We start from the raw sequence: 24,423 nt of genomic DNA on the forward strand, positions 1-24,423 counted from the left end.
CCCCATGGCCGACAGCGACGTACGACTCCAACCGAAGAAGAAGGGCCTGACCCGGCGGCAGAAGCGCAGCCTCTCGCGCGGCGCGCAGTACGTCGTCTTCGCCGCCGCCGTGATCGTCTTCGCGGTCACGGCGGACTGGGGCCGGCTGAAGAACCAGTTCGCCCAGTGGGACATCGCCAAGGAGATGTTCCCGGACGTCATCACGCTGGCGTTGAAGAACACCGTGCTGTACACGGCGTCCGGCTTCGCCCTCGGCCTGGTGCTCGGCCTGGTCGTCGCCCTGATGCGGCTGTCCTCCGTGGGCCCGTACCGCTGGGTGGCCGGTGTCTACATCGAGATCTTCCGCGGTCTGCCCGCCCTGCTGATCTTCGTGTTCATCGGCGTGGCCGTGCCGCTGGCCTTCCCCGGCACGGAGATCGTCGGCGGCACCTACGGCAAGGCGGCCCTCGGGCTCGGCCTGATCGGGGCCGCGTACATGGCGGAGACGTTCCGCGCGGGCATCCAGGCCGTGCCCAAGGGGCAGCTGGAGGCGGCCCGGTCGCTGGGCTTCTCGCCCGCCCGCGCGATGGTCTCGGTCATCATCCCGCAGGCGTTCCGGATCATCCTCCCGCCGCTCACCAACGAGCTGATCATGCTCTTCAAGGACTCCTCCCTGGTCCTGCTCCTCGGGGTGACGCTGGAGGAGCGCGAACTGTCCAAGTACGGCCGTGACCTGGCCAGCACGACCGCCAACTCCACGCCGATCCTCGTCGCCGGCCTGTGCTACCTGCTGGTGACCATTCCGCTCGGCTTCGTCGTGCGGCGCATGGAGGCCAAGGCCCAGGAGGCCGTGAAATGAGCCGACCGGAGATCGAAGTCCGCGACCTGCACAAGTCGTTCGGCGCCAACGAGGTGCTGCGCGGCATCGACCTGGAGATCGGCCAGGGCGAGGTCGTCTGTGTGATCGGCCCGTCCGGCTCCGGCAAGTCGACGCTGCTGCGCTGCGTGAACCTGCTGGAGGAGCCCACCAAGGGCCAGGTCTTCGTCGGCGGCACCGAACTCACCGACCCCGACGTCGACATCGACGCCGTACGCCGCCGTATCGGGATGGTCTTCCAGCAGTTCAACCTCTTCCCGCACCTGTCGGTGACCGAGAACCTCACGCTGCCGCAGCGCCGGGTGCTCGGGCGCGGCAAGGCGGAGGCGGCGAGGGTGGCCGCCGAGAACCTGGAGCGGGTGGGCCTGTCGGAGAAGGCGGCCGCCTATCCCGCCTCCCTCTCCGGCGGTCAGCAGCAGCGCGTCGCGATCGCCCGCGCGCTGGCCATGGGCCCCGAGGTGATGCTGTTCGACGAGCCGACGTCGGCGCTCGACCCGGAGCTGGTCGGCGATGTCCTCGCGGTCATGCGGATGCTCGCCGACGAGGGCATGACGATGATGGTCGTCACCCACGAGATGACCTTCGCCCGCGAGGTCGCCGACCGGGTCGTCTTCATGGACGGCGGGGTGATCGTGGAGGACGGGACCCCGGCCGAGGTCATCGCGAACCCCAGCCACGAACGCACCCGCCACTTCCTCTCGCGCCTCCTCGACCCCGCGATGGCGGACGTGGAGGAGGGCGCCTCGGGGCAGGTGACCGGCCGGGCGGGCGACCCGAAGGGCGAGCCGGAGCAGTAGTTAGGGTGCACTGCATGAGCGATCGCGCGGTGCTGCACGTGAAGGGCCGGATCCTGACCGGATCCGACGAGGTCCGCGACGGGCTGTGGGTCGTCGACGGCCGGGTCTCCTACGACCGTCCCGTCGGCGCCCGCGACGTACGGACCGTCGAGGGGTGGGCGCTGCCCGGCCTGGTCGACGCCCACTGCCATGTGGGCCTGGGCGCGCACGGCCCCGTCGGCACCGACGTCGCCGAGAAGCAGGCGCTGACCGACCGCGAGGCGGGCACCCTGCTGATCCGCGACGCCGGCTCGCCCTCGGATACCCGCTGGGTCGACGACCGCGAGGACCTTCCGAAGATCATCCGGGCCGGCCGGCACATCGCCCGCACCCGCCGCTACCTCCGCGGCTACGCCCACGAGATCGAGCCCGACGACCTGGTCGCGTACGTCGCGCGGGAGGCCCGGCGCGGCGACGGCTGGGTCAAGCTGGTGGGCGACTGGATCGACCGCGAGGTGGGCGACCTGGCCCCCAGCTGGCCACGGGAGGCGGCCGAGGCGGCCATCGCGGAGGCCCACCGCCTGGGTGCGCGGGTCACGGCGCACTGCTTCGCCGAGAACTCGCTCCGTGACCTCGTCGAGTCGGGCATCGACTGCGTCGAGCACGCGACCGGCCTGACCGAGGAGCTGATCCCGCTGTTCGCGTCACGCGGCGTGGCGATCGTGCCGACCCTCGTCAACATCGCCACCTTCCCGCAGCTCGCCGCCGGCGGCGAATCCAGGTTCCCGCGCTGGTCGGCCCATATGCGCCGGCTCCACGAACGCCGTTACGACACCGTTCGCTCCGCCTACGACGCCGGCATCCCGGTCTTCGTCGGCACGGACGCCGGCGGCACGCTGCCGCACGGTCTGGTGGCCGCGGAGGTCGCCGAACTGGTGACGGCGGGCATCCCGCCGCTGGCGGCGCTCTCGGCGACGACCTGGGGCGCGCGCGAGTGGCTCGGGCGCCCCGGTCTGGTCGAGGGCGCTCCGGCGGACCTGGTGGTCTACGAGAGCGACCCGCGCGCCGACGCACGGGTGCTCGCGGCACCGCGCCGGGTGGTACTCGACGGCGCGGTGGTGAGCTGAAAGCGCTGTGACACGGGCGGTCGTGGAGAACGTGCGTGCCGAAGGATTCGAAGGCATGCACGGAAAACTCACGTTGGAGTGAACTCGCGTCACCCCGCTGCCCGTTCACCCCTCGTACGTAATTCTTGCGGGGTCCCGAGGCAATTCTCTTCTGGGGGTCCCACCCTTGAACGGCAACAACTTCCCGCTGCCCGCACGCGCTCGCCGCGCCGCCGCCGTCGTGGCGGTCACGGCCCTGGCCGCAGGTCCCGCGGTCCTGGCCGGCGCGGGCACCGCCCACGCGACGTCCGGCGAGGGCCGGGCGAGCGCGTCCGTCCTGCGCACCGGCCTCGACGTGGCCCTGCTCGACAAGACCGCCGACATCCCGCTCGCCGTCTCCCTCAACGAGGTGCGGGCTCCGCACAGCGCCGAGAAGACCGCGCTGTCGGCCGAGTTGAACGGCGTCGGCGGCGGAAAGCCCTTCAGCGTCCTGCGCGCGGACGTCGCCGAGGCGAAGGCGACCGTCGACGGCACCCGGGCCGAGGCGTCCACCCGCCTCGTCCACGCCGAGCTGCACGTCCCCGGTCTCCCCCTGCTCTCCCTCGTCGAGGTCGGCACGGTCACCTCCAGGGCGACCTGCGAGACCGGCGAGAAGCCGGTGGCCGTCTCCAACCTGCTCGGCTCGGTGACGGTCCTGGGCAAGAAGGTGTCGGTGAGCGCCGGCGGCACGACGGACGTGAAGGTGCCGGGCGTGGGCGAAGTCCGCCTCGACCTGTCGAAGCGCGAGACCACCTCCCGCACGGCCGCCGCCACCGCTCTCGAACTCACCGTCTCCGTCAACCCGTTGAGCCTCAACGTCGCCGAGGTCACCGGCACCCTGACCCTGGCGAAGGCCACCTGCCAGGCCCCGGCAGAGAAGGGCCGGGACCAGGACCGGGGCGAGGAACAGGACCAGGGAGAGGCGCAGGACCAGGGACAGGAGCAGGTCGCCGAGCCGAGCACCGCCCCGGCCGGTGACGTCAAGGCACAGGGCGCGCCCGCCCGGGCGGACCTGGCCCGGACCGGCGGCAGCTCGACGACCCCGTACATCGCGGGCGGCGCGCTGGCGCTGCTGGCGGCGGGCGGGGGAGCGGTGGCACTGGCCCGCCGCCGCGGCTGACCGGACGCGAAGCACGCGAAGCACGCGAAGCACGCGGAGCACGGGGTACGCGTCCGGGACGTCCCGCCCGGGCGCGTACCCCGCCCTCATCCCCGAGTCAGGGCCAACGCCTGGTCCAGGGCCTGGAGGAAACGGTTCACCGTCACCCGGTCCCGTACCGCCAGCCGCAGCCACTCCTCGTCCAGTCCCGGGAAGGTGTCACCGCGCCGGACCGCGAACCCCAGGGTGCGCAGCCGCCGGCGCACGGCGTCGGCCCCGGGCAGCCGCACCAGGACGAACGGCCCCTCCGCGGGTCCCGCGACCCGCACCCCGTCGACGGCGAACTCCTCGAGACCGGCCACGAGATGCGCCCGGTCCGCGGCGACCCGGTGGGCGGCGTGGGCGGCCTCCGCCAGTGCCTGGGCCCCCATGCACGCCTCGGCCGCCACCAGTGCCGGCGTGGACACGGGCCACAGCGGCTGCGCCCGTTCCAGGTCGGCGACGGTCTCCGGCGCGGCGAGCACGTAGCCGATCCGCAGCCCCGCCAGCCCCCAGGTCTTGGTCAGGCTGCGCAGTACCACCAGACCGGGCACGTCCGTGTGTGCGGCGAGTGCCTCGCGCTCGCCCGGCACCGCGTCCATGAACGCCTCGTCGACCACCAGCGTCCGCCCGGGCCGGGCCAGCCGCCTGATCGCCTCCGCCGGGTGCAGCACCGACGTGGGGTTCGTCGGATTGCCGACGACCACCAGGTCCGCCGTCTCCGGTACGGCCGCCGGATCCAGCCGGAAGCCGTCCTCGGCGCGCAGCAGCACCCGGTCCACGCTGTGCCCCGCGTCCCTCAGCGCCGCCTCCGGCTCCGTGAACTGCGGATGCACGACCACGGGCCGACGGACCTTCAGGGCGCGCGCCAGCAGCACGAACGCCTCCGCCGCGCCCGCCGTCAGCAGCACCCGCTCGACGGGCAGCCCGTGCCGTGCCGCGACCGCCGCCCGCGCGGGCCGCCCGTCGGGGTAGGCCGCCAGGCCGCCCAGGGACGCGGCGACGCGCTCCCGCAGCCACCGCGGGGGCGTGTCCGCACGGACGTTCACCGCGAGGTCGACGAGCGTCGAGCCGTCGTCGCGCACCTCGGCGTCCCCGTGGTGGCGCAGGTCGTGGCCGCCGGCCCGCCCCTCGGCGGGTCCCTCAGTGCGCATGGGAGTGCGCGTGTCCGTGATGGTGGTGGCCGTCGTGGTCGTGTCCCTCGTCGTCCGGGTGGAAGTGCGGCTGCTGCGCCAGCCCCACCTTGTCCTCGAAGCCCGGCAGCGCGATCCGGTACACGCACGAGTCGCAGTTCATCCGCAGGTCGCCCTTGACGGCCTCCTCGTACCGTTCCATCACCAGGTCGAGCAGCTCCGGCTCGGGACCGATGACGTCCGCCGACCGCACCTCGACCTCCGGGTGCGCGGCCGCCCAGCCCTCGGTCTGGTGCCGTACCCGTTCGGGCAGGATCCCGGTGAACAGGAAGTAGGGGAGCACGACGATCCGCCGCGCCCCCAGCTTCACGCACCGGTCGAGCCCGCTCGGCACGTCCGGCGCGGCCAGCGACACGAACGCGGTCTCCACGCCCGCGTACCCGCGTCCCTCCCACAGCAGCCGCGCCGCCTTGTACACCTCGGCGTTGGCGTCCGGGTCCGTCGACCCGCGCCCGACCAGCAGGACGGTCACGTCGGCCAGGTCCTCGGGGGTGCGCCCCACGGTGCCCAGCGCCTCGTCCAGCCGCCGCTCCAGCACGTTCAGCAGCGCCGGGTGCGGGCCCAGCGGACGCCCGTACGTGTAGGAGATCCCCGGGTGCCGCTCCTTCTCGCGGGACAGCGCCGCCGGGATGTCGCCCTTGGCGTGCCCGGCGGACACCAGCATCAGCGGAACGGCGGCGAAGCGCCGCACGCCACGCTCCACCAGCTCCGTCACCGCCTCGCCCAGCGGCGGCGGGGACAGCTCGATGAAGCCGCCCGCGACGGGCAGTTCGGGGTGGCGGCGGCCCAGCTCCCGTACGAAGTCGCGGAACGCCTCGGCTCCGGCTTCGTCCCGGGTGCCATGGCCGGCGATGAGCAGGGCGGGCGGCGGGGTGATCACTGTTTCTCCTCGGAGGGCGAAGCGGGGGACGAAAGGGGTGTGTACAGCAGGGCGTTGAGCGCGGCGGCGGCGACCGCCGACCCGCCCTTCTCGGACACGTTGCTCACGGCGGGCAGTCCGCTCTCGCGGAGCGCGGCCTTGGACTCGACCGCGCCGACGAAACCGACGGGCAGGCCGATGACGAGCACCGGGGCGGCGTCCAGGGTGAGCAGTTCCTCCAGCGCGGTCGGCGCGTTGCCGATCACCCAGAGGGCCCCCGGGCCGACCTGCTCGTACGCGAGTCGTACGGCGTGCGCCGAACGGGTCAGCCCCGGTCCGGACTCGGCGTCCTTGAGCCGGCAGACGGTCTCCCGCCGGGTGATCCCGGCGGCCACCATCTCCACGTCGACGACGACCGGCGCCCCGGCGTGCAGCGCCGCGTGCGCCTTCGCCAACTCGCCCTCGTCCAGCACGAGATCGTCCGCGTACTCCAGATCGGCGGCGGAGTGGACGACCCGCTCCACCACCGCCCGGCTCAGCGGCGCGAAGTGCGAGGTGTCCAGGCGGGCACGCAGCCGGCGGAAGGACTCCTGCTCGATCGGATGGACCACACGGTTCACAGGGCGCCCTCCTGGGAGCTTTCCTGGGAGCTGCTTTCGGGGGTGTTCTCCTGCCAGCGGTAGCCGCGCGGCGTCACCATGCGCCCCGCGATGTTGCGGGTCGCGGTGTTCCCCACGGTCACGACCGTCATCATGTCGACCCACGCCGGGTCGAGTTCCGTGAGCGTCGTCAGCCGGGCGGTGCCGTCCGGGCGGGAGGCGTTGCGCACGACACCGACCGGCGTCGTCGGCTCCCGGTGCTCGGCGAGGATCGAGAGCGCCTTGGGGAGCTGCCAGTCGCGGCCCCGGGAACGGGGGTTGTAGAAGGTGACGACGATGTCCGCCTCGGCCGCCGCCCGCACCCGCCGCTCGATGACCTCCCACGGCGTGTGCAGATCCGACAGGCTGATCGACACATGGTCGTGGCCCAGCGGCGCGCCGAGGATCGCACCGGCCGCGAGCGCGGCGGTCACCCCGGGCACGCCGACCACGTCGATGTCGTCGGACGCCTCGGCGAGCGCGGGGGAGGCCATCGCGTACACGCCCGCGTCCCCGCTGCCGATCAGCGCGACGCGCTGCCCGCGCCGGGCCTCGGCCACGGCCGTCCGGGCCCGCTCCTCCTCGGCGCCGAGCCCCGACTCCAGGATGCGGGTGCCGGGCCGCAGCAGGTCGCGGATCTGGTCGACGTACTGGTCGAGGCCGACGAGCACCGAGGCCCGCTCCAGCTCCGCCCTCGCGCGCGGTGTCAGCAGGTCCCGCGCGCCGGGCCCGAGCCCGACGACCGCGAGCCGGCCGCGCGCGGGACGCCGTACGACGGCGCAGGTGGCCATCGCTGGCCGCCCGTCCGCAGGCTCCGACTTCCTTTTGGGGACGAGGAGTTCGCCCCCGCCGACGAGAGCGGCGGCCTCCGCCACGGAGGGCGTGCCGACGGCGGCGAGCGGCGCGTCGGACGGGTTCGGCACCTCGACGTCGGCCAGCTCCCCTGCGGAGTACGTCACCACGGGCACGCCGAGCCGCCGGGCGGCCTCGACGATCCCCGGCTCGTCCGCCTTGGCGTCGACGGTGGCCAGCTCGGCGATGCTCGCGGGAGCCAGTCCGGCGTCCCGCAGGACGCCCGTCACCAGGCCGAGCACCTCATCGGCCGGGGCGCCCCGGGACGCGCCGACGCCGACGACCAGGGACGGCGGGCGCAGCAGCACCTCCCCGGACGCGGGCGCGACCGCGCGATCCGTCAGCCGCACGGTGTACGACCCCCGCTCCGCGAACGGCACCGGCGGCAGCGGCCATGTCACCTCGGCGTCGAGCGCGACCGGCTCGCCGTCCAGCAGGGCCCGCGTCACGCCGGCCACATCGCCCTCCACGGGAAGGCCGAGCGTGTCGAGCCCGGGGATGCCGACGGCGTCCGTGGCCGTGGTCACCACGGGCTGCGCCCCCAGCAACTCGCCTACCGCCAGCGCGAGTTCGTTGGCGCCGCCGGCGTGGCCGCCGACCACCGGGACGGCGAACCGGCCGGCCTCGTCGACGCACACCACACCCGGGTCGGACGTCTTGTCGGACAGCAGGGGCGCGACCAGCCGGACGACCGCTCCGGTCGCCAGGAAACACACGAGCTGCTCGCACTCGGCGAACGCCCGCCGGACGGCGTCCCCGACCGGGCCGTCGTACACGCGCGTGCGGTCCGGCCAGGCCGCGGCCAGCCGGTCGCGCGCCGCCGCCCCCGCCGCGGTGGCGGAAATGAGGCCGATCACAGGGCTACTCCTTCTCGATGAACAGGGTGCGCGCCGACGGCGTCTCTGACACCCCACAGCAGGAAAACGGGATTGGTCGCGGCCAGCCGGGTCACCTCGCCCGGCAACGGCGCGAGCCGCGAGGAGTGCAGCAGCACACCGTCGCAGTCGAACCCGGCGTCGCCGAGCGCGGCGCGCACCGCCGGGACCCGGTCCAGCGCGGCCATCGCGACGACCACGGTCCGCCGGGCCCGCCGCGCGCACGCGCCGACGATGCCGGGCAGCTCGCGGCCGCCACCGCCGACGAACACGGCGTCGGGGTCGTCGAGCCCGGCCAGCGCGTCGGGCGCGGTGCCGTGCACCACGTGCACGTCGACGCCGTGCGCCTCGGCGTTGGCGCGGATCCGGGCGACCCCGTCCGCCGCCTTCTCGACGGCGCTGACGGCGGCGCCGAGTCGCGCGCACTCCACGGCCACGGACCCCGACCCGGAGCCCACGTCCCAGACCAGATCGCCGGAGCGCGGCCCGAGCCGGGCCAGGGCCAGCGCCCGCACCTCGAACTTGGTGATCATCGAGTCGCGGTGGGCGAAGTCGCCCTCGGCCAGCGCCCACCCGGCGGGCCGGACCCCGGGCCCGGCCACCGTCCGTACCGGACCGGACGTGCGCGCCTCGTCCAGACACAGGACGACACTCACCGCCGTACCCCAGTCGCGTCCGGCGGCCTCGGCGGGAGAGACGCGCTCCACGCGCTCGCCCGCCGGGTCGCCGAGCGCGCGGGCCACGACCAGCACCCGCCCGGGCGCGCTGCGCGCGAGCGCGGCGCCCAGTTCGGCGGGCCCGGCGCCCGGCCCGGTCAGGACGGCGACCTTCGGGTACGCCCGGCAGACGTTGACGGCCGTCCGCGGATCCCGCCCGTGCGCGCTGACGACGACGGCGTCGTCCCAGGTCAGTCCGAGCCGGGCGAAGGCGGTGGCGACGGAGGAGACACCGGGGCGGACGTCCAGCCGGTGCGCCCCGAACCGTTCGGCCAGCGCCCGCACGATCCCGAAGAAGCCGGGGTCGCCGGAGGCCAGCACGACCACCCGCCGGTCCTTCCCGACGTACTCCCCGATGGCGTCGAGGGCCGGCGCCAGCGGGCCGAGCACGATCCGCTCGGCGGACGCGGAGAGCGGCACGGCGTCCAGATGGCGCCGCCCGCCCACGACGAGCTCGGCGCCGGCCACCGCGTCGGACGGCACCGCCGCTCCCGTGCCCGTGCCCGTGCCCGTGCCGACGACGGTGATCAGCCGGCTCACGTACCGGCACCCCGCGACCGCAGCGCCCGCCGGGCCTCCGGGTCGGCCTTGCGATAGCCGTGGAAATGACCGGGGTGGTACAGGTGCGAGCGGGTGCCGTGCGCGTCGAGCGCCGGGCCGACCAGGAAGAGGGTGTGCTTCCAGAGCTTGTGCTCCTTGACCGTCTCCTCCAGCGTCTCGATCGTGCACTTCACGACCAGTTCCTCCGGCCAGGTCGCCTGATAGGCGATGACGACCGGGGTGGCGGTCGGGTAGCCGCCCTCCAGCAGCTCCCGCACCAGCTGACCGCTGCGCGCGGCCGACAGGAAGATCGCCATGGTCGTGCCGTGCCGGGCGAACTCCCGCACCTCCTCGCCGGGCGGCATCGGCGTCTTGCCGCCGCCGAGCCGGGTGAGGACGACCGACTGCGCGACCTCGGGGATCGTCAGCTCGCGCCGGGCGAGCGCGGCGACGGCCGAGAAGGAGGACACACCGGGCACGATCTCGGTCTCGACGCCGAGCTCCTCGCACCGGTCGAGCTGCTCCTGCGTACCGCCCCACAGGGCGGGGTCGCCCGAGTGGATGCGGGCGACCTTCAGCCCGTCCCGGCGGGCCCGCTCGTACACGGCGACGACGTCCTCCAGGGACATGGTCGCCGAGTCGAGGATCTCCGCGCCCTCGCGCGCGTGGTCGAGGACCTCCGCCTGGACCAGGCTCGCGGCCCAGATCACGACGTCGGCGTCGGCGATGGCACGCGCGGCACGAAACGTCAGCAGGTCGGCGGCGCCGGGGCCGGCACCGACGAAGGTCACCTTGCCGGTGGGGGCATCGGCCATGGGTTCGGGTCCTCTCATAGCGGGCTTTGTACGTGTTTTCCGGCGTCAGCGGGCGGCGCGGATGTGCGCGACCGGGGGTTGATCGGATAGCAAGGGCCTATGGCGGTCTTCGTCGCGCTCGGCGCGTTCCTCATGACGCTGGCCGGCGGCTGGACGGCACAACGCGTGACCGACCGCCGCCACCTGGTGCTGGGCCTGGCCGGCGGCCTGATGCTGGGCGTCGTCGGCCTGGATCTGCTGCCGGAGGCCCTGGAGGCGGCGGGCACGGAGGTCTTCGGCGTCCCGGCCGCGCTGCTGCTCTTCGTGGCCGGCTTCCTGCTGGCCCATCTGGTGGAACGTCTGCTGGCGGTGCGCCAGGCCGCGCACGGCGCCGAGGAGCACGACGGCCGGGCCCCCGAGGTCGGCCTGACGGCGGCCGCGGCGATGGTCGGCCACAGCGCCATGGACGGCGTGGCGATCGGCGCGGCCTTCCAGGTGGGCGGCGGCATGGGAACCGCCGTGGCCCTCGCGGTCGTCGCCCACGACTTCGCGGACGGCTTCAACACCTACACGATCACGAGCCTGTACGGGAACGCCCGCCGCAAGGCCCTGTTCATGCTGTTCGCGGACGCGGCCGCACCGGTGGTGGGCGCGGCCTCGACGTCCTTCGTCACCATCCCCGAGCAGGTGCTCGGCAGCTATCTGGGCTTCTTCGGCGGTGCGCTGCTGTACCTGGCGGCCGCCGAGATCCTGCCCGAGGCGCACCACGAACACCCCGCCCGCTCGACCGTGCTGTGCACGATCGCGGGCGCGGCCTTCATCTGGCTGGTGGTGGGCCTGGCCTCGTGACCGGGCGGCGGACGGACTCACAGCTTGCCGCCCCGGCCGCCCTCGCGCCGCGCGGGCGCGATGAGCGTGGAGAGGTAGGGCAGCGGCTCGCCGTCCAGCTCCCCGGCGGGCCGGATGGACTCCTCCGCGAGACCGAGCGCCGACCCCCATACGGCGTCCCCGAGCCGCCCGGTCTCCCGCAGCGCCTCGGCGACCTCGGCGGCCTGCCGTCCGAACTTGTAGGCCACGACGGTCCCCGGCCCGGCCAGCGCGTCCTTCAGCACGGACGAACCCGCGGTCACCGGCACCAGCGTCAACGGCTCGGTGCCCTCGGTCAGCACGGCACCCGAGCGCGCCGCGAGATCCTGCATGGCGGTGATCCCCGGAACGGTCTCGATCACCACGCCCGGCACCGACTCCACGATGGTCTGCGCGAGGTAGGTGAAGGTGGAGTACACGTTGGGATCGCCGATGGTCGCGAAGGCGACGGTGCCGTGCTGCCGCAGCAACGCGGCGACCCGCTCCCCGGCGGCGTCCCAGGCGGCCTCCCGCCGTGCCCGGTCGGTCCGCTCGTTGAGCGCGAAGACGACCCGGACGATCCTGTCCGCGGGCACGTAGTGCAGCACGGTGGCCTCGGCCCGCCCGCGCTCCCCGCTGTCCATCACGGGCACGACGACGACTTCGGCGGCCCGCAGCGCGTTGACGCCCTTGACGGTCACCAGCTCCGGATCCCCGGGGCCCACCCCGACTCCGACCAGCTTGCTGCTCATGACGTCCGGCACCTCTCCACGAACCGACGGGCCACACCGGGCTCGGACGCCCAGTGCGTGTGCAGATAGCTCGCGTGCACACCGCGCTCCACAAAACCTTCGACCCGCCGAGGGGCCAGCACACCCCAGGCGGGAGCCGCCCCCGCGCCGGGCTCGACGACGGTCCGGTGGAACTCGTGGCCCCGCATCCGCGTCCCGGCCACGGCCAGCACGCTGTCGCTCACCGCCACGGCGTCCCGGTACCCGAGCGTGAGCCGCTCGCTCATCCGCGCGGTGGCGTCGAGCACCCCGCACATGGGCTGCCCGTCCAGCTCCCGGCACAGGTAGAGCAGCCCGGCGCACTCCGCGGCGACCGGGGCGCCGGACTCCGCGAGTGCGGCCACCTCCTTGCGCAGCGCCTCGTTCGAGGACAGCTCGGCGGCGTACACCTCGGGAAACCCGCCCCCGACGACCAGCCCACGGGTCCCCTCCGGCAGCCCTTCGTCCCGCAGCGGATCGAACACGACGACCTCGGCCCCGGCGGCGCCGAGCAACTCGGCATGCTCGGCGTAGGAGAAGGTGAACGCAGGCCCACCGGCAACGGCGACAATCAGCCCGTCCGGGGGCGCAGCCCCCGGGGTCGGGACGGGAAGGGGCAGCGGGGGCGAGGAGACAAGCGCCTCGGCCGCATCCCAGGCCGCACCCGACAGAACCCCCGCAGAACGCGCCAGCGCGACCAACGCCTCCAGATCGCACCCTTGGGAAACCTGCGCCCCCATGGCAGCGACGGAGTCGACCGCGGAAGCCCGCCGCTCGGCGACCGGCACCAGCCCCAGATGCCGGGACGGCGTCTCCACCTGAGCCACCCGCCGCAACACCCCCAGCACCGGCACCCCGGCCGACTCGAGCGCCTCCCGCAGCAACTCCTCGTGCCGGTCGGAGGCGACCTTGTTCAAGATCACGCCCCCGATCCGCACCTCGGGATCCCAGGAGGCGAACCCGTGCACGAGCGCGGCCACGGACCGCGACTGGGACGACGCGTCGACCACGAGAACGACCGGCGCCCGCAGCAGCTTCGCCACCTGGGCGGTGGACGCCAGCTCACCCTCCCCCGCGGCCCCGTCGAACATCCCCATGACCCCTTCGACCACGGCGATGTCGCATCCGCGCGCACCGTGCGCGAACAGCGGCCCCACCAGGTCGGGCCCGCACAGATACGCGTCGAGGTTGCGCCCCGTCCGCCCGGTCGCGAGCGAGTGGTAGCCGGGGTCGATGTAGTCCGGCCCGACCTTGTGCGGGGACACGGCGAGCCCCCGCGCGGTGAGCGCGGCCATCAGCCCGGTGGCGACGGTGGTCTTGCCGCTGCCCGAGGAGGGCGCGGCGACGACCAGCCGGGGCACGGAGGCCGAGGAGGAAGGGGAGGCAGGGGAATTCAGCACGGCTTCACCACTCGATACCCCGCTGCCCCTTCTGGCCCGCGTCCATCGGGTGCTTGACCTTGGACATGTCGGTGACGAGGTCGGCGACGTCGACGAGCTTCTCCGGCGCGTTCCGTCCGGTGATCACGACATGCTGGGTGCCGGGCCGGTCCCGCAGCACGGAGACGACCTCGTCCGTGTCGACCCATCCCCAGTGCATCGGATACGCGAACTCGTCGAGCACGTACAGCTTGTACGTCTCGGCGGCGAGATCCCGCTTGACCTGCTCCCAGCCCTCGCGGGCCTTCTCCTCGTTGTCCATCTGGGAGTCCCGCTGGACCCAGGACCACCCCTCGCCCATCTTGTGCCAGTCGACGGAGCCGCCCTCGCCGGACGCTCCCAGCACGCGCAGCGCGTTCTCCTCGCCGACCTTCCACTTCGCCGACTTGACGAACTGGAACACCCCGATGGGCCACCCCTGGTTCCAGGCCCGCAGCGCGAGCCCGAAGGCGGCGGTGGACTTGCCCTTGCCGATTCCCGTGTGCACGACGACCAGCGGCCGGTTGCGTCGCTGACGTGTGGTCAGCCCGTCGTCCGGCACCACACTCGGCTGTCCCTGAGGCATTACGCGGCCCTCCTCGAAGTCCCCTGTACGTCCCTGACCAGCCCGGCGATGGAGTCCGCCCGCAACTCGTCCAGCGTCACGGCGGTACCCTCCAGTTCGCCCGCGAGCTGCCCCGCGAGTCCCAGCCGGACGGGCCCCGACTCGCAGTCGACGACCACGGACGCGATCCCCTCGACGGCGAACAGGCGTGCCGCCCGCCCGGCGAGAGCGACCGGTTCGGGGCCGCCGGTGGCCCGTCCGTCCGTCACGACGACGACCAGCGCCCGCCGCGCCGGATCCCGCAGCCGTTCGATCCGCAGCACGTCGTGCGCCTTGAGCAGCCCGGCGGCGAGCGGTGTCCGCCCGCCGGTGGGCAGCGACTCCAGCCGCACGGCGGCGGCGTCCACCGACGAGGTGGGCGGCAGCGCGAGGTCCGCGGTCGTCCCGCGGAAGCTGACGAGCCCCACCTTGTCGCGCCGCTGGTAGGCGTCGAGCAGCAGCGACAGCACGGCACCCTTCACCGCGCTCATCCGCTGCCGGGCGGCCATCGACCCGGACGCGTCGACGACGAACAGCACGAGGTTCCCCTCACGCCCCTCCCGGGTCGCCTGCCGCAGATCGTCCCGGCGGACGACGAGGCCGCGCCCGGACCTTCCCCGCTCCCGCTGGTGCGGGGCGGCGGCCATCACCGTGGCGGCCAGGTGCAGCTTGGTCAGCGTTCCCCGGGGCCGGCGCGCACCCGTCGTCCGCCCGTGCTCGGTCCGCGCCCGCGAGCGCCGCCCGGCGGCACCCTCACCGATCCCGGGCACGCTCAGCACCTTCGTGCGGAACGGCTCGGTGGCCCGTACGGCGGACTGCTCCCCGGCACCGGAACCGGCGGGCCGTGGCTCCCCGCCCTCCCCGTTCTCCGTGCCCTCTGCGCTCTCTGCGCTCTCCGTGGTCCCGTCCGTCTCGGGCCGGGCGGCGGTGTCGTCGTCCCGCGGACCGTCACCGTCGGACCGCGGCGGCTGACCGCCGTCCCCGCCGCCCGGCCCGTCGGGGTCGGAGTCGGGGTCGGGATCCTCGTCGTCCGAGCCGCCGAACTCCTCCAGCGTCTCGTCCAGCTTGTCCTCGTCGAGCCCCGGCGCGTCGAAGGGGTTGCGGCGCCGGCGGTGCGGCAGCGCCAGCAGCGCCGCCTGCCGCACGTCCTCCGCGAGCACGTCCGTCCGCCCGGCCCAGGCGGCCAGCGCGGTGGCCGTCCGCGCCATCACGATGTCGGCCCGCATGCCGTCCACCTCGAAGGCGGCACAGGTCGCCGCGATCTGCCGCAGCGCCCCGTCGCCCAGCCGCACCGACGGCAGCAGCTTCCGCGCCGCCACGATCCGCCCGCGTACGGCGCTCTCCTCGTCCGCCCACCGCTCGGCGAAACCGTCCGGATCGTCGTCGTGGGCGAGCCTGCGCCGTACGACCTCCACCCGCTGGTCGGGATCGCGCGAGGCGGCCACCTCCACCGTCAGCCCGAACCGGTCGAGCAACTGCGGCCGCAGCTCGCCCTCCTCGGGGTTCATCGTCCCGACGAGCAGGAACCGCGCGGCGTGGCGCACGGAGACACCCTCGCGCTCCACGTACGAGGCGCCCATCGCGGCCGCGTCGAGCAGCAGGTCGACGAGGTGGTCGTGGAGGAGGTTGACCTCGTCGACGTACAGGATCCCGCGGTGCGCGTCGGCGAGGAGCCCCGGCTCGAAGGCCTTGACGCCCTCGGCGAGCGCCCGCTCGATGTCGAGGGCGCCGACCAGCCGGTCCTCGGAGGCGCCGACGGGCAGCTCGACCATCCGGGCCGGCCGGGTCTCGAAGGCCCCCGGCTCGTGCGGCCCGTCCGGGCAGGCGGGGTCGGGGGAGTCGGGGTCGCAGGAGAACCGGCAGCCGCAGACCACGTCCAGGCTGGGCATGAGCGCCGCGAGGGCGCGCACCGCCGTGGACTTGGCGGTGCCCTTCTCACCACGGACCAGCACCCCGCCCACCTTCGGCGAGACGGCGTTCAGCAGCAGCGCGAGCCGCAGGTCGTCCTGGCCGACGACGGCCGTGAACGGGAAAGGCGTAGTCATGTGCGGATCACTCCTTCGAGTGTTGGGCGCGAAGGCCGTGTGCCGAGAGCAGTGGGGTAGGCCAACCTGGTGCTTTGCTCCCCGCAGACGCGGGGGTGATCCGAAGTCGAACCCGTGGGCTCTGCGCGGGATGACTTGGTCCCCGCCGACGCGGGGATTTCTCGGGAGTTCATTCGCCCCCCTCCAGATCGCCCTCAAGCTCGAGGTAGGTCGCCCGGAGCCGGTCCAGGGTCTCCTGGTCCGGCTCCGCCCAAAGGCCGCGGTCCGCCGCTTCCAGCAGGCGCTCGGTAATCCCCCTCAACGCCCACGGATTGGACTTCCGCATGAAGTCCCGGTTCTCCGCGTCGAAGACGTACTCGGCGCTGAGTTTCTCGTACATCCAGTCGTCGACGACTCCGGCGGTGGCGTCGTACCCGAAGAGGTAGTCGACGGTCGCCGCCATCTCGAAGGCGCCCTTGTAGCCGTGCCGGCGCATGGCCGCCATCCAGCGCGGGTTGACCACCCGGGCCCGGAAGACCCGGTGCGTCTCCTCGCCCAGCGTGCGCGTCTTCACCTGGTCCGGCGTCGCCGAATCACCCACGTACGCCTCGGGGTTGGCGCCCGTCAGGTGCCGCACCATCGCGACCATGCCGCCGTGGTACTGGAAGTAGTCGTCGGCGTCGACGAGGTCGTGCTCGCGCGTGTCCACGTTCTTGGCCGCGACGGCGATCCGCTTGAACGCCGTCTCCATGTCCCCGCGCGCCGCCCGCCCGTCGAGCCCGCGCCCGTAGGCGTAGCCGCCCCAGACGGCGTACACCTCGGCGAGGTCCGCGTCCGAACGCCAGTTGCGGGCGTCGATCAGAGGCAGCAGCCCCGCTCCGTAGGCCCCCGGCTTGGAGCCGAAGATACGGGCCGTCGCGCGTCGCCGGTCGCCGTGCGACGCGGCGTCCTCGTCCACGTGGGCGCGCACGAAGTTGGACTCGGCGGGCTCGGCCAGCTCGGCCACCGCCCGCACCGCGTCGTCGATCAGCCCCACCACGTGCGGGAACGCGTCCCGGAAGAACCCGGAGATACGGACGGTCACGTCGATGCGGGGCCGGCCCAGCTCGTCCAGGGGCACGATCTCGAAGCCCGTCACCCGGCGCGAGGCGTCGTCCCACACCGGACGGCAGCCGAGCAGCGCCAGGATCTCGGCGATGTCGTCGCCCTGGGTGCGCATCGCGGACGTGCCCCACACCGTGAGGCCGACGGACTTCGGGTAGTCGCCCGTGTCCTGGAGGTACCGCTGCACGAGGGAGTCCGCGAGGGCCTGCCCGACCTCCCAGCTCAGCCGGGAGGGAATGGCCTTGGGGTCGACCGAGTAGAAGTTGCGCCCGGTCGGCAGGACGTTGACCAGGCCGCGCGTCGGAGAGCCCGACGGACCGGCCGGGACGTAACCGCCGGCCAGCGCCTTGAGGATGTGCCCGATCTCGTCGGTGGTTCTCGCGAGCCGCGGTACGACCTCCGTGCACGCGAACTCCAGCACCGCGACGGCGTCCGGGAGTTCGGTGCCCAGGACCTCACGCACGAGGGCCCGGCTCCCGGCGGCCGCCCAGCCGCGCTCCTCCGCGCCCTCCGCGATCCGGCGGCACAGCTGCTCCAGCAGGTCGATGGCGTCGGCGGCGGTACGGGCGGGGCCGTCGACGAGGTCCGACAGCTCGACCGGCACCTTCACCGGCGCACCCGGCTCGGCGAGCAGCTCCTTCTCGACCAGCCCGAAACGGTCGGCCAGCGCGGCCCGCAGCCCCGGCAGCGCGTTCGCCTGCCCGCCCCACACCTGGGAGGCGCGCAGCACGGCCAGCACGAGGTTCACCCGCGCCTCGCCGACCGGACCGCCGCCGAGGATGTGCAGCCCGTCCCTGATCTGCACGTCCTTGATCTCGCACAGATAGCCGTCGATGTGCATGACGAACGAGTCGAAGTCGTCGTCGCCCGGCTGCTCGTCGACGTGCAGGTCGTTGTGCAGCTCCGCCGCCTTGACCAGCGTCCAGATCTGCGCGCGCACGGCCGGCGCCTTCGTCGGATCCAGGTCGGAGACGAGCGCGTACTCGTCGAGGAGCTGTTCCAGCTTGGCCAGGTCGCCGTAGGTGTCGGCGCGCGCCATCGGCGGCACCAGGTGGTCGACGACGGTGGCGTGCCCGCGCCGCTTGGCCTGGGTGCCCTCACCGGGGTCGTTGACGATGAACGGGTAGACGAGCGGCAGATCCCCGAGGACCGCGTCCGGGGCACAGCCCCCGCTCAGCCCGAGCCCCTTGCCCGGCAGCCACTCCATCGTGCCGTGCTTGCCCATGTGCACGATCGCGTCGGCGCCGAAACTGTTCTCCAGCCACCGGTAGGCCGCCATGTAGTGGTGCGACGGCGGCATGTCGGGGTCGTGGTAGATCGCGATCGGGTTCTCGCCGAAGCCGCGCGGCGGCTGGATCATCACGACGACGTTCCCGAACTGGAGGGAGGCCAGCACGATGTCGTCCCCGTCGACGTACAGCGAGCCCGGCGGCTCGCCCCACGCCTCGAGCATGCCGTCGCGCAGACCGGGGTCGAGCTTGTCGAACCACGCCCGGTAGTCGGCCAGCGGCACCCGCGCGGGCGCCGCGGCCAGCTGCTCCTCGGTGAGCCATTCGACGTCGTGGCCACCGGCGTTGATGAGCCGGTGGATCAGCTCGTCGCCGTTGTCCGGATGCCCCTGGACGCCGTACCCGGCGTCCCGCAGCGCGTCGAGCACCCGGATGGCCGAGGCGGGGGTGTCGAGGCCGACCGCGTTGCCGACCCGCGAGTGCTTGGTCGGGTAGGCGGTGAAGACGAGCGCGAGCTTCTTCTCGCTGTTCGGCTTGTGCCGCAACCGGGCGTGCCGTACGGCGATCCCGGCGACGCGTCCGGCCCGCTCGGGATCGGCGATGTACACCGGCACGTCGTCCGGGCCCTGCTCCTTGAAGGAGAAGGGGACGGTGATGATCCGCCCGTCGAACTCCGGGATGGCGACCTGCATCGCCGCGTCCATGGGGGAGAGGGCGGCGTCGGACGCCTCCCACACGCTCTTCGACGAGGTGAGGCAGAGCCCCTGCAGCACGGGGACGTCGAGCTCGGCGAGCGCGCCGATGTCCCAGGCCTCCTCGTCCCCGCCCGCCGAGGCCTGCGAGGCGTGCGTGCCGCCGGCGGCGAGGACGGTGGCGACGAGGGTGTCGGTGCGCCCGAGGATCTCGTACAGCCCCGGGTCCGCCCCGCGCAGCGAACCGCAGTACACGGGCAGGGCGTTGGCGCCCCGCGCCTCGACGGCGTCGCACAGCGTGTCCACGAAGGCGGTGTTGCCGCTCAGCTCGTGCGCCCGGTAGAAGAGCACCCCGATGGTCGGCCGCCCCTCGACGAAGGCACGCTCGCCGTGGACGCCGTACTCGGGCATCTTCTGCGGCTCGACGAACCCCTCACCGGTCAGCAGCACGGTGTCGGAGAGGAACCGGGCCAGCTCGGTCAGGTTGTCCGGGCCGCCCTCGACGAGATAGCGCAGCGCCTCCGCCACCACACCGGCCGGCACCGACGACTCGGCCATCAACTCCGCGTCGGGCACGGCCTCGCCGCCCAGCAGCACGGTCGGCACACCGGACGCCCTGAGCGCGGCGAGCCCGTCCTCCCAGGCACGCTTCCCGCCGAGCAGCCGGACGACCGCGATGTCGGCGCCGTCGAGGAGCGCGGGGAGTTCCCCGGCGACGTCCACCCGGGTCGGGTTGCCGATCCGGTACGAGGCACCGGAGGCGGCCCGGGCCGCCAGCAGATCGGTGTCGGCGGTCGACAACAACAACACTGTGCTCATGCGGGCGCTCCCGGTGGAATGAAAGGCAGTCCTTGCGGCGCGCCCGACTCGATGAGCCGCCAGAGCGCGTCGGTGTCCGCGTGCTGTTCGATCAGGTCGCCGAGCCGGTCGAGCTGCTCCTCGCGCAGCCCGGCGAACGAGGTGTCGGCGGCGGGCACGAAACGACGGCCCGCGGCGGCCGCCACCTCGCGCAGGAAGGCCCGCCGGAATCCGTCGGACTCCAGTGAGCCGTGCCAGTGCGTGCCCCAGGTCTGGCCGACCCGGCAGCCGTCGAGGCCGTTCCCCTCGTCATCGGAGAAGAACGGCTCCCCGCCGGTGACGTCGGCGACCCCGTGATGGATCTCGTACCCCTCGACCCGCTCGCCGAGGGCTCTTCCGGCCGGCCGGGTGAGGGTCTTCTCGCGGGCGAACCGCACCCGGACGGGAAGGACTCCGAGCCCCTCCACCCGCCCGAGCCGGCTCTCCACCTCGTCCTCGATGTGTTCGCCGAGGATCTGGAAACCGCCGCAGACACCGAGGACGGGCCGCTGCTCGGCGACCCGGCGGAGGACGGCCTGCGCGAGCCCCCGCTCCCGCAGCCACTCCAGGGCGCGCACGGTCCCCCGGGTCCCCGGAATCACCACCAGGTCGGCGTCGGCCAGCTCCTCGGGCCGGTCCACGAACCGCACGACGACGCCGGGTTCGGCGGCCAGCGCGTCCACGTCCGTGAAGTTGGACATGAGGGGGACGGCGCACACGGCGACCCGCAGCACGTCCTCGCCGACGGGCGGGGCGGTGTTCGACTCCCGCACGGTTCCCCGCAGCGAGACCCTCAGCCCGTCCTCCTCGTCGATCCCGAGCCCGTGCCGGAACGGCAGCACGCCGTACGTCCGCCGCCCGGTGAGCCCGTGCAGCATGTCCAGGCCCGGCTCCAGCAGGGAGACGTCCCCCCGGAACTTGTTGACCAGGAACCCGGCGACCAGCTCCTGGTCCTTCGGCGAGAGCAGGGCGACGGTGCCGAAGAAGGAGGCGAAGACACCGCCGCGGTCGATGTCGCCGACGACGAGCACGGGCAGCCGCGCGCCCCGCGCGATCCCCATGTTCACGATGTCGGTCCGCCGCAGATTGATCTCGGCCGGACTGCCCGCCCCCTCACAGATCACCGCGTCATACGTGCCCCGCAACTCGGCGAGGCAGTCGAGAACGGTTCCGAGGAGTTTCTGCTGCCGTCCCCCGTGATAGCCACGGGCACTCATCTCGCCCACCGGCTTGCCGAGCAGCACGACCTGGCTGCTCTGTTCACCGCCCGGCTTGAGCAGCACGGGGTTCATCAGCGCGGTCGGCTCCACCCGGCAGGCCTGGGCCTGCATGGCCTGGGCCCGCCCGATCTCGGCGCCCTCCGTCGTCACGAACGAGTTGAGGGACATGTTCTGTGCCTTGAAGGGCGCGACCTTCACCCCCTGCCGCACCAGCCACCGGCAGATCCCGGCCGTGACGACGCTCTTGCCGGCGTCGGAGGTGGTGCCGGCGACGAGGAGTCCCCCGCTCATGAAGTACGCCCCTTCGGCCGGTTGCTCCGGTTGCTCTGGTTCCTCGCGACGAAGCTCGTGGCGACGGCGCGCGCGGCGACGGTCACGCCGAGCGCGAGCAGACCGACGCGGCGGGAGAGCCACGCGGCACGTTCGATGTCCCGGGCGACGACGGGCCGCCCGGCCGCGCCGTTCAGCACGGGCCGGTGCTCGACCCGCCCGGCGTACGACAGGGTGCCGCCCAGCCGCACCCCGAGGGCGCCCGCGAACGAGGCCTCCACCGGACCGGCGTTGGGGCTCGGATGCTTGCGGGCGTCGGCCCGCCAGGCCCGCAGGGCGCCCCGGGGATCGTCCCCCGCGACGGCGGCGAGCGCGGCGGTCAGCCGGGCTCCCGGCCAGCCGGCGACGTCGTCGAGGCGCGCGGCGGCCCAGCCGTACCGCAGATACCTCGGCGACCGGTGACCGACCATGGCGTCCAGGGTGTTGACGGCCCGGAACCCGACCAGGCCCGGCACCCCGCCCACGGCACCCCACACCAGTGCCCCCACGACGGCGTCGGAGGTGTTCTCGGCGACGGACTCCACGACGGCCCGGGCGATCCCGTCGGCGTCCAGCGCGTGCGGATCCCGCCCGCACAGATGCGGCAGCCGCTCCCGGGCGGCCTCGATGTCCCCCGCTTCGAGCGCCCGCCCGATGACCCGGGCCTCCCGGACCAGGGAACTGCCCCCGATCACGGCCCAGGTGGCGGCGGAGACCAGAGCGACGGAAGCGGCGGGGGAACGGCGTACGGCCTGTTCGGCGACGGCTCCCAGGGCCACGACCCCGCCCGCGCACACGACGGCGTGGAGGGCGCCCTGTCCCCGGTGGTCCCGCCACAGCAGTCGCTCGACGGCACCGGCGGCCCGCCCGAACGCGGCGACCGGATGCCCTCGGCGCGGATCGCCGAGCAGCAGGTCGCCCAGAAGGCCGGTGGCGGCGCCGTACGCGTAGAGGCGATCGGCACGCATCGGCTCAGCCGGCCGTGGGGTCGGGGAGCGACCTGGTGGTGTACCTCAACGGCCGAGCGAGCATGGCGATATGTCCTCACTCAGGGTGTCCACGCCCTGGTTCGACGAGACCGGCGGCGAGAGTTCCTGGCTCCCGGGGGTTTCTACCCCGGTGACAGTGGCGGGACCGCGCCGGATTCACACCGGCTTCCTCTTCTGCCGCCGTACATGGCTCGGGCAGTCCACCACGGCCCGCAAGACCCGTCAACTTGCTGTTGACCTGCGAGGCTGGAGTGTGCAGAACCCCACACAGGACCGGTCGGCGTGGCCACGAACGCCGAGGGGTGCGGGACGGTGATCCGTCCCGCACCCCTCGGGTGTTCGGATGGTGCGTCAGGCGACGATCAGTGAGATCCCGTACGCCACCGCCGCCGCGCAGGCCGCGAAGCAGGCGTACGCGCCGGTCACCGCGAGGGTGGCCGAGTCGCCCTGCGCCGTGGCGCGTTCCTGCCGCGACAGGCCCATGATCCCGAGGGTGAACAGGGCGACGAGGCCTACGGTGATCACGAGGCTGACACCGAAGACGGAGCCCAGGGCTGCCCAGTCGATCTTCATGCTGCTTCTCTTCCTTCGTACCGGGTGCGCGGGCTCAGACGGCCGCGGCCGGGGGAGCGGCGGGGGTCGCGGGCTCTGTGGCCGGGGCGGGGATCGTGGCCGTCAGGTCCGTCGTGCGGCCGGCCGTGAGGTCCTCGGCCAGGGTGCCCGTGGGCGGCGGGGTGACGGCGGCGATCGCCGTCGTGACGACGCCCGCGGGCTCCTCGGGCTCGTTGACGTTCGAGGCGTCGACGACCTCGCGCCGGGAGACCTTCCAGATGGCCGCGCTGGAGGCGATCAGGAAGACCGCCACGAGGGCCGTGCCCCAGTCGCCCAGACCGGTGACGGCCTCGGCGAGCGCGCCCACCAGGGCCGCGGCCGGGAGCGTCAGGCCCCATGCGACGAACATCCGGGTCGCCGTCGACCAGCGGACCACCCCGCCCTTGCGGCCCAGTCCGGCGCCCATCACGGCACCGGAGACCGAGTGGGTGGTGGAGAGGGAGAAGCCGAGGTGCGAGGAGGCCAGGATGACCGTGGCCGCGCTGGTCTGGGCGGCGAAGCCCTGCTGCGGCTGGAGGTCGGTCAGGCCCTTGCCCATGGTGCGGATGATCCGCCAGCCGCCGAGGTAGGTGCCGAGCGCGATGGCCAGGCCGGCGGAGAGGATGACCCAGGTGGGCGGGTCGGAGTCGGGGGCCACGGCACCGCCGGCCACCAGGGCCAGGGTGATGATGCCCATCGTCTTCTGCGCGTCGTTGGTGCCGTGGGCGAGGGAGACCAGGCCGGCCGAGGCGATCTGGCCCGCGCGGTAGCCCTTGGCCGCGGCCTTGCCGTCGGCCTTCTTGCCGAGGGTGTAGGAGAGGCGGGTCGCGAGCATCGCGGCGACGCCCGCGACGATCGGGGCCGCGATCGCCGGGATCAGCACCTTGGTGACCAGGGCGTCACCGTGCACCGCGCCCATGCCGGCCGAGGCGATGGTGGCGCCGATCAGACCGCCCATCAGGGCGTGCGAGGAACTGGACGGCAGGCCTACCAGCCAGGTCAGCAGGTTCCAGAGGATCGCGCCGACCAGGGCGGCGAAGATGACCTCGGGACGGATGCCGGTCTCGTCGACGAGACCCTTGGAGATCGTGTTGGCGACCTCCACCGAGAGGAAAGCTCCCACAAGGTTGAGCGCGGCGGACATGGCCACCGCAACCTTGGGCTTGAGTGCACCGGTCGAGATGGTGGTGGCCATCGCGTTGGCGGTGTCGTGGAAACCGTTCGTGAAATCGAACGCGAGTGCGGTGACGACCACAATCGCGAGGATCAGCGAGAAGTTTTCCATTTACCCAGGCAATCGTTCGAAGTCATTGGCGCGTTGACCGTAAGCAATCTGGGTGAACGGAAGGTGAACTGAGCAGGGCTTCCGGGTGTCTGTGCAAGGGGGTCGGAGCGGCGGCCCGGCGCC

General features: G+C 73.4%; 20 protein-coding genes and 1 riboswitch. Of the genes, 5 read left to right on the top strand and 15 right to left on the bottom strand.

What is annotated here, in order from left to right; translation table 11 throughout:
- Positions 1–4: 4 nt before the first annotated feature.
- The 4 genes from ABT070_RS27475 to ABT070_RS27490 all read left to right on the top strand — a co-directional run bounded on the left by ABT070_RS27475 (position 5) and on the right by ABT070_RS27490 (position 3,897).
- Positions 5–838, top strand: coding sequence for an amino acid ABC transporter permease (locus tag ABT070_RS27475; RefSeq protein ID WP_351764543.1), 834 nt, complete (start codon positions 5–7; stop codon positions 836–838).
- Positions 835–1,653 carry an amino acid ABC transporter ATP-binding protein gene (locus ABT070_RS27480; RefSeq protein ID WP_351764544.1) on the top strand — a complete coding sequence of 273 codons (819 nt, stop codon included), beginning with the start codon at positions 835–837 and terminating at the stop codon, positions 1,651–1,653. The genes ABT070_RS27475 and ABT070_RS27480 overlap by 4 nt, the downstream gene beginning before the upstream one ends.
- 14 nt (positions 1,654–1,667) lie before the next feature.
- Positions 1,668–2,759 carry an amidohydrolase family protein gene (locus ABT070_RS27485; protein WP_351764545.1) on the top strand — a complete coding sequence of 364 codons (1,092 nt, stop codon included), beginning with the start codon at positions 1,668–1,670 and terminating at the stop codon, positions 2,757–2,759.
- A gap of 166 nt (positions 2,760–2,925) precedes the next feature.
- Positions 2,926–3,897: an SCO1860 family LAETG-anchored protein gene (locus ABT070_RS27490; RefSeq protein ID WP_351764546.1), complete on the top strand. Its 972-nt coding sequence runs from the start codon at positions 2,926–2,928 to the stop codon at positions 3,895–3,897.
- Positions 3,898–3,983: 86 nt separating this feature from the next.
- Here the strand turns inward: ABT070_RS27490 and cobC are convergent, their stop codons facing one another.
- From cobC to cobM, 6 genes are read right to left on the bottom strand one after another with little or no spacing between them, the layout of a single operon-like run.
- The gene (gene cobC / locus ABT070_RS27495) at positions 3,984–5,069 is read right to left on the bottom strand and encodes an Rv2231c family histidinol phosphate aminotransferase CobC (RefSeq protein WP_351764547.1); all 1,086 of its coding nucleotides are present in this window, start codon (positions 5,067–5,069) and stop codon (positions 3,984–3,986) included.
- On the bottom strand, positions 5,059–5,988 hold the full coding sequence (locus tag ABT070_RS27500) for a sirohydrochlorin chelatase (RefSeq protein WP_351764548.1): 930 nt from the start codon (positions 5,986–5,988) through the stop codon (positions 5,059–5,061). The genes cobC and ABT070_RS27500 overlap by 11 nt, the downstream gene beginning before the upstream one ends.
- Positions 5,985–6,587: a precorrin-8X methylmutase gene (locus tag ABT070_RS27505; RefSeq protein ID WP_351764549.1), complete on the bottom strand. Its 603-nt coding sequence runs from the start codon at positions 6,585–6,587 to the stop codon at positions 5,985–5,987. The genes ABT070_RS27500 and ABT070_RS27505 overlap by 4 nt, the downstream gene beginning before the upstream one ends.
- On the bottom strand, positions 6,584–8,314 hold the full coding sequence (gene cobJ / locus ABT070_RS27510) for a precorrin-3B C(17)-methyltransferase (RefSeq protein ID WP_351764550.1): 1,731 nt from the start codon (positions 8,312–8,314) through the stop codon (positions 6,584–6,586). Before cobJ ends, ABT070_RS27505 begins: the two co-directional genes overlap by 4 nt.
- Entirely contained in the window at positions 8,311–9,579 is a 1,269-nt protein-coding gene (cbiE, locus tag ABT070_RS27515; protein WP_351764620.1) for a precorrin-6y C5,15-methyltransferase (decarboxylating) subunit CbiE, read from the bottom strand. Before cbiE ends, cobJ begins: the two co-directional genes overlap by 4 nt.
- 5 nt (positions 9,580–9,584) lie before the next feature.
- A complete protein-coding gene (gene cobM, locus ABT070_RS27520) occupies positions 9,585–10,403 on the bottom strand; it encodes a precorrin-4 C(11)-methyltransferase (protein ID WP_351764551.1) in 819 nt (272 codons plus the stop codon).
- Between the two features lie 99 nt (positions 10,404–10,502).
- Between cobM and ABT070_RS27525 the strand changes: the two genes are divergently transcribed.
- Positions 10,503–11,231, top strand: coding sequence for a ZIP family metal transporter (locus tag ABT070_RS27525; RefSeq protein ID WP_351764552.1), 729 nt, complete (start codon positions 10,503–10,505; stop codon positions 11,229–11,231).
- Positions 11,232–11,248: 17 nt separating this feature from the next.
- On the opposite strand, the gene cobI is transcribed toward ABT070_RS27525, so the two are convergent.
- The 9 genes from cobI to ABT070_RS27570 all read right to left on the bottom strand — a co-directional run bounded on the left by cobI (position 11,249) and on the right by ABT070_RS27570 (position 24,300).
- Positions 11,249–11,980 carry a precorrin-2 C(20)-methyltransferase gene (cobI, locus tag ABT070_RS27530; RefSeq protein ID WP_351764553.1) on the bottom strand — a complete coding sequence of 244 codons (732 nt, stop codon included), beginning with the start codon at positions 11,978–11,980 and terminating at the stop codon, positions 11,249–11,251.
- A complete protein-coding gene (locus ABT070_RS27535) occupies positions 11,977–13,395 on the bottom strand; it encodes a cobyrinic acid a,c-diamide synthase CobB (RefSeq protein ID WP_351764621.1) in 1,419 nt (472 codons plus the stop codon). The genes cobI and ABT070_RS27535 overlap by 4 nt, the downstream gene beginning before the upstream one ends.
- Before the next feature lie 7 nt (positions 13,396–13,402).
- Positions 13,403–14,002 carry a cob(I)yrinic acid a,c-diamide adenosyltransferase gene (cobO, locus tag ABT070_RS27540; protein WP_351764554.1) on the bottom strand — a complete coding sequence of 200 codons (600 nt, stop codon included), beginning with the start codon at positions 14,000–14,002 and terminating at the stop codon, positions 13,403–13,405.
- Entirely contained in the window at positions 14,002–16,065 is a 2,064-nt protein-coding gene (locus ABT070_RS27545) for a putative cobaltochelatase (RefSeq protein WP_351764555.1), read from the bottom strand. Before ABT070_RS27545 ends, cobO begins: the two co-directional genes overlap by 1 nt.
- A gap of 169 nt (positions 16,066–16,234) precedes the next feature.
- Positions 16,235–19,888 (bottom strand): cobaltochelatase subunit CobN, encoded by a 3,654-nt coding sequence (cobN, locus tag ABT070_RS27550; RefSeq protein WP_351764556.1) that lies wholly within the window; start codon positions 19,886–19,888, stop codon positions 16,235–16,237.
- A complete protein-coding gene (locus tag ABT070_RS27555) occupies positions 19,885–21,417 on the bottom strand; it encodes a cobyric acid synthase (RefSeq protein ID WP_351764557.1) in 1,533 nt (510 codons plus the stop codon). Before ABT070_RS27555 ends, cobN begins: the two co-directional genes overlap by 4 nt.
- Positions 21,414–22,403: a cobalamin biosynthesis protein gene (locus ABT070_RS27560; RefSeq protein ID WP_351764558.1), complete on the bottom strand. Its 990-nt coding sequence runs from the start codon at positions 22,401–22,403 to the stop codon at positions 21,414–21,416. Before ABT070_RS27560 ends, ABT070_RS27555 begins: the two co-directional genes overlap by 4 nt.
- A gap of 98 nt (positions 22,404–22,501) precedes the next feature.
- Positions 22,502–22,654, bottom strand: a riboswitch (cobalamin riboswitch).
- A gap of 121 nt (positions 22,655–22,775) precedes the next feature.
- On the bottom strand, positions 22,776–22,997 hold the full coding sequence (locus ABT070_RS27565) for a hypothetical protein (RefSeq protein ID WP_351764559.1): 222 nt from the start codon (positions 22,995–22,997) through the stop codon (positions 22,776–22,778).
- A gap of 34 nt (positions 22,998–23,031) precedes the next feature.
- Positions 23,032–24,300, bottom strand: coding sequence for an inorganic phosphate transporter (locus ABT070_RS27570; protein ID WP_351764560.1), 1,269 nt, complete (start codon positions 24,298–24,300; stop codon positions 23,032–23,034).
- Positions 24,301–24,423 lie beyond the last annotated feature (123 nt).

The sequence above is a fragment of the Streptomyces sp. NPDC002884 genome (genome assembly GCF_040295245.1).
GTDB lineage: Bacteria > Actinomycetota > Actinomycetes > Streptomycetales > Streptomycetaceae > Streptomyces.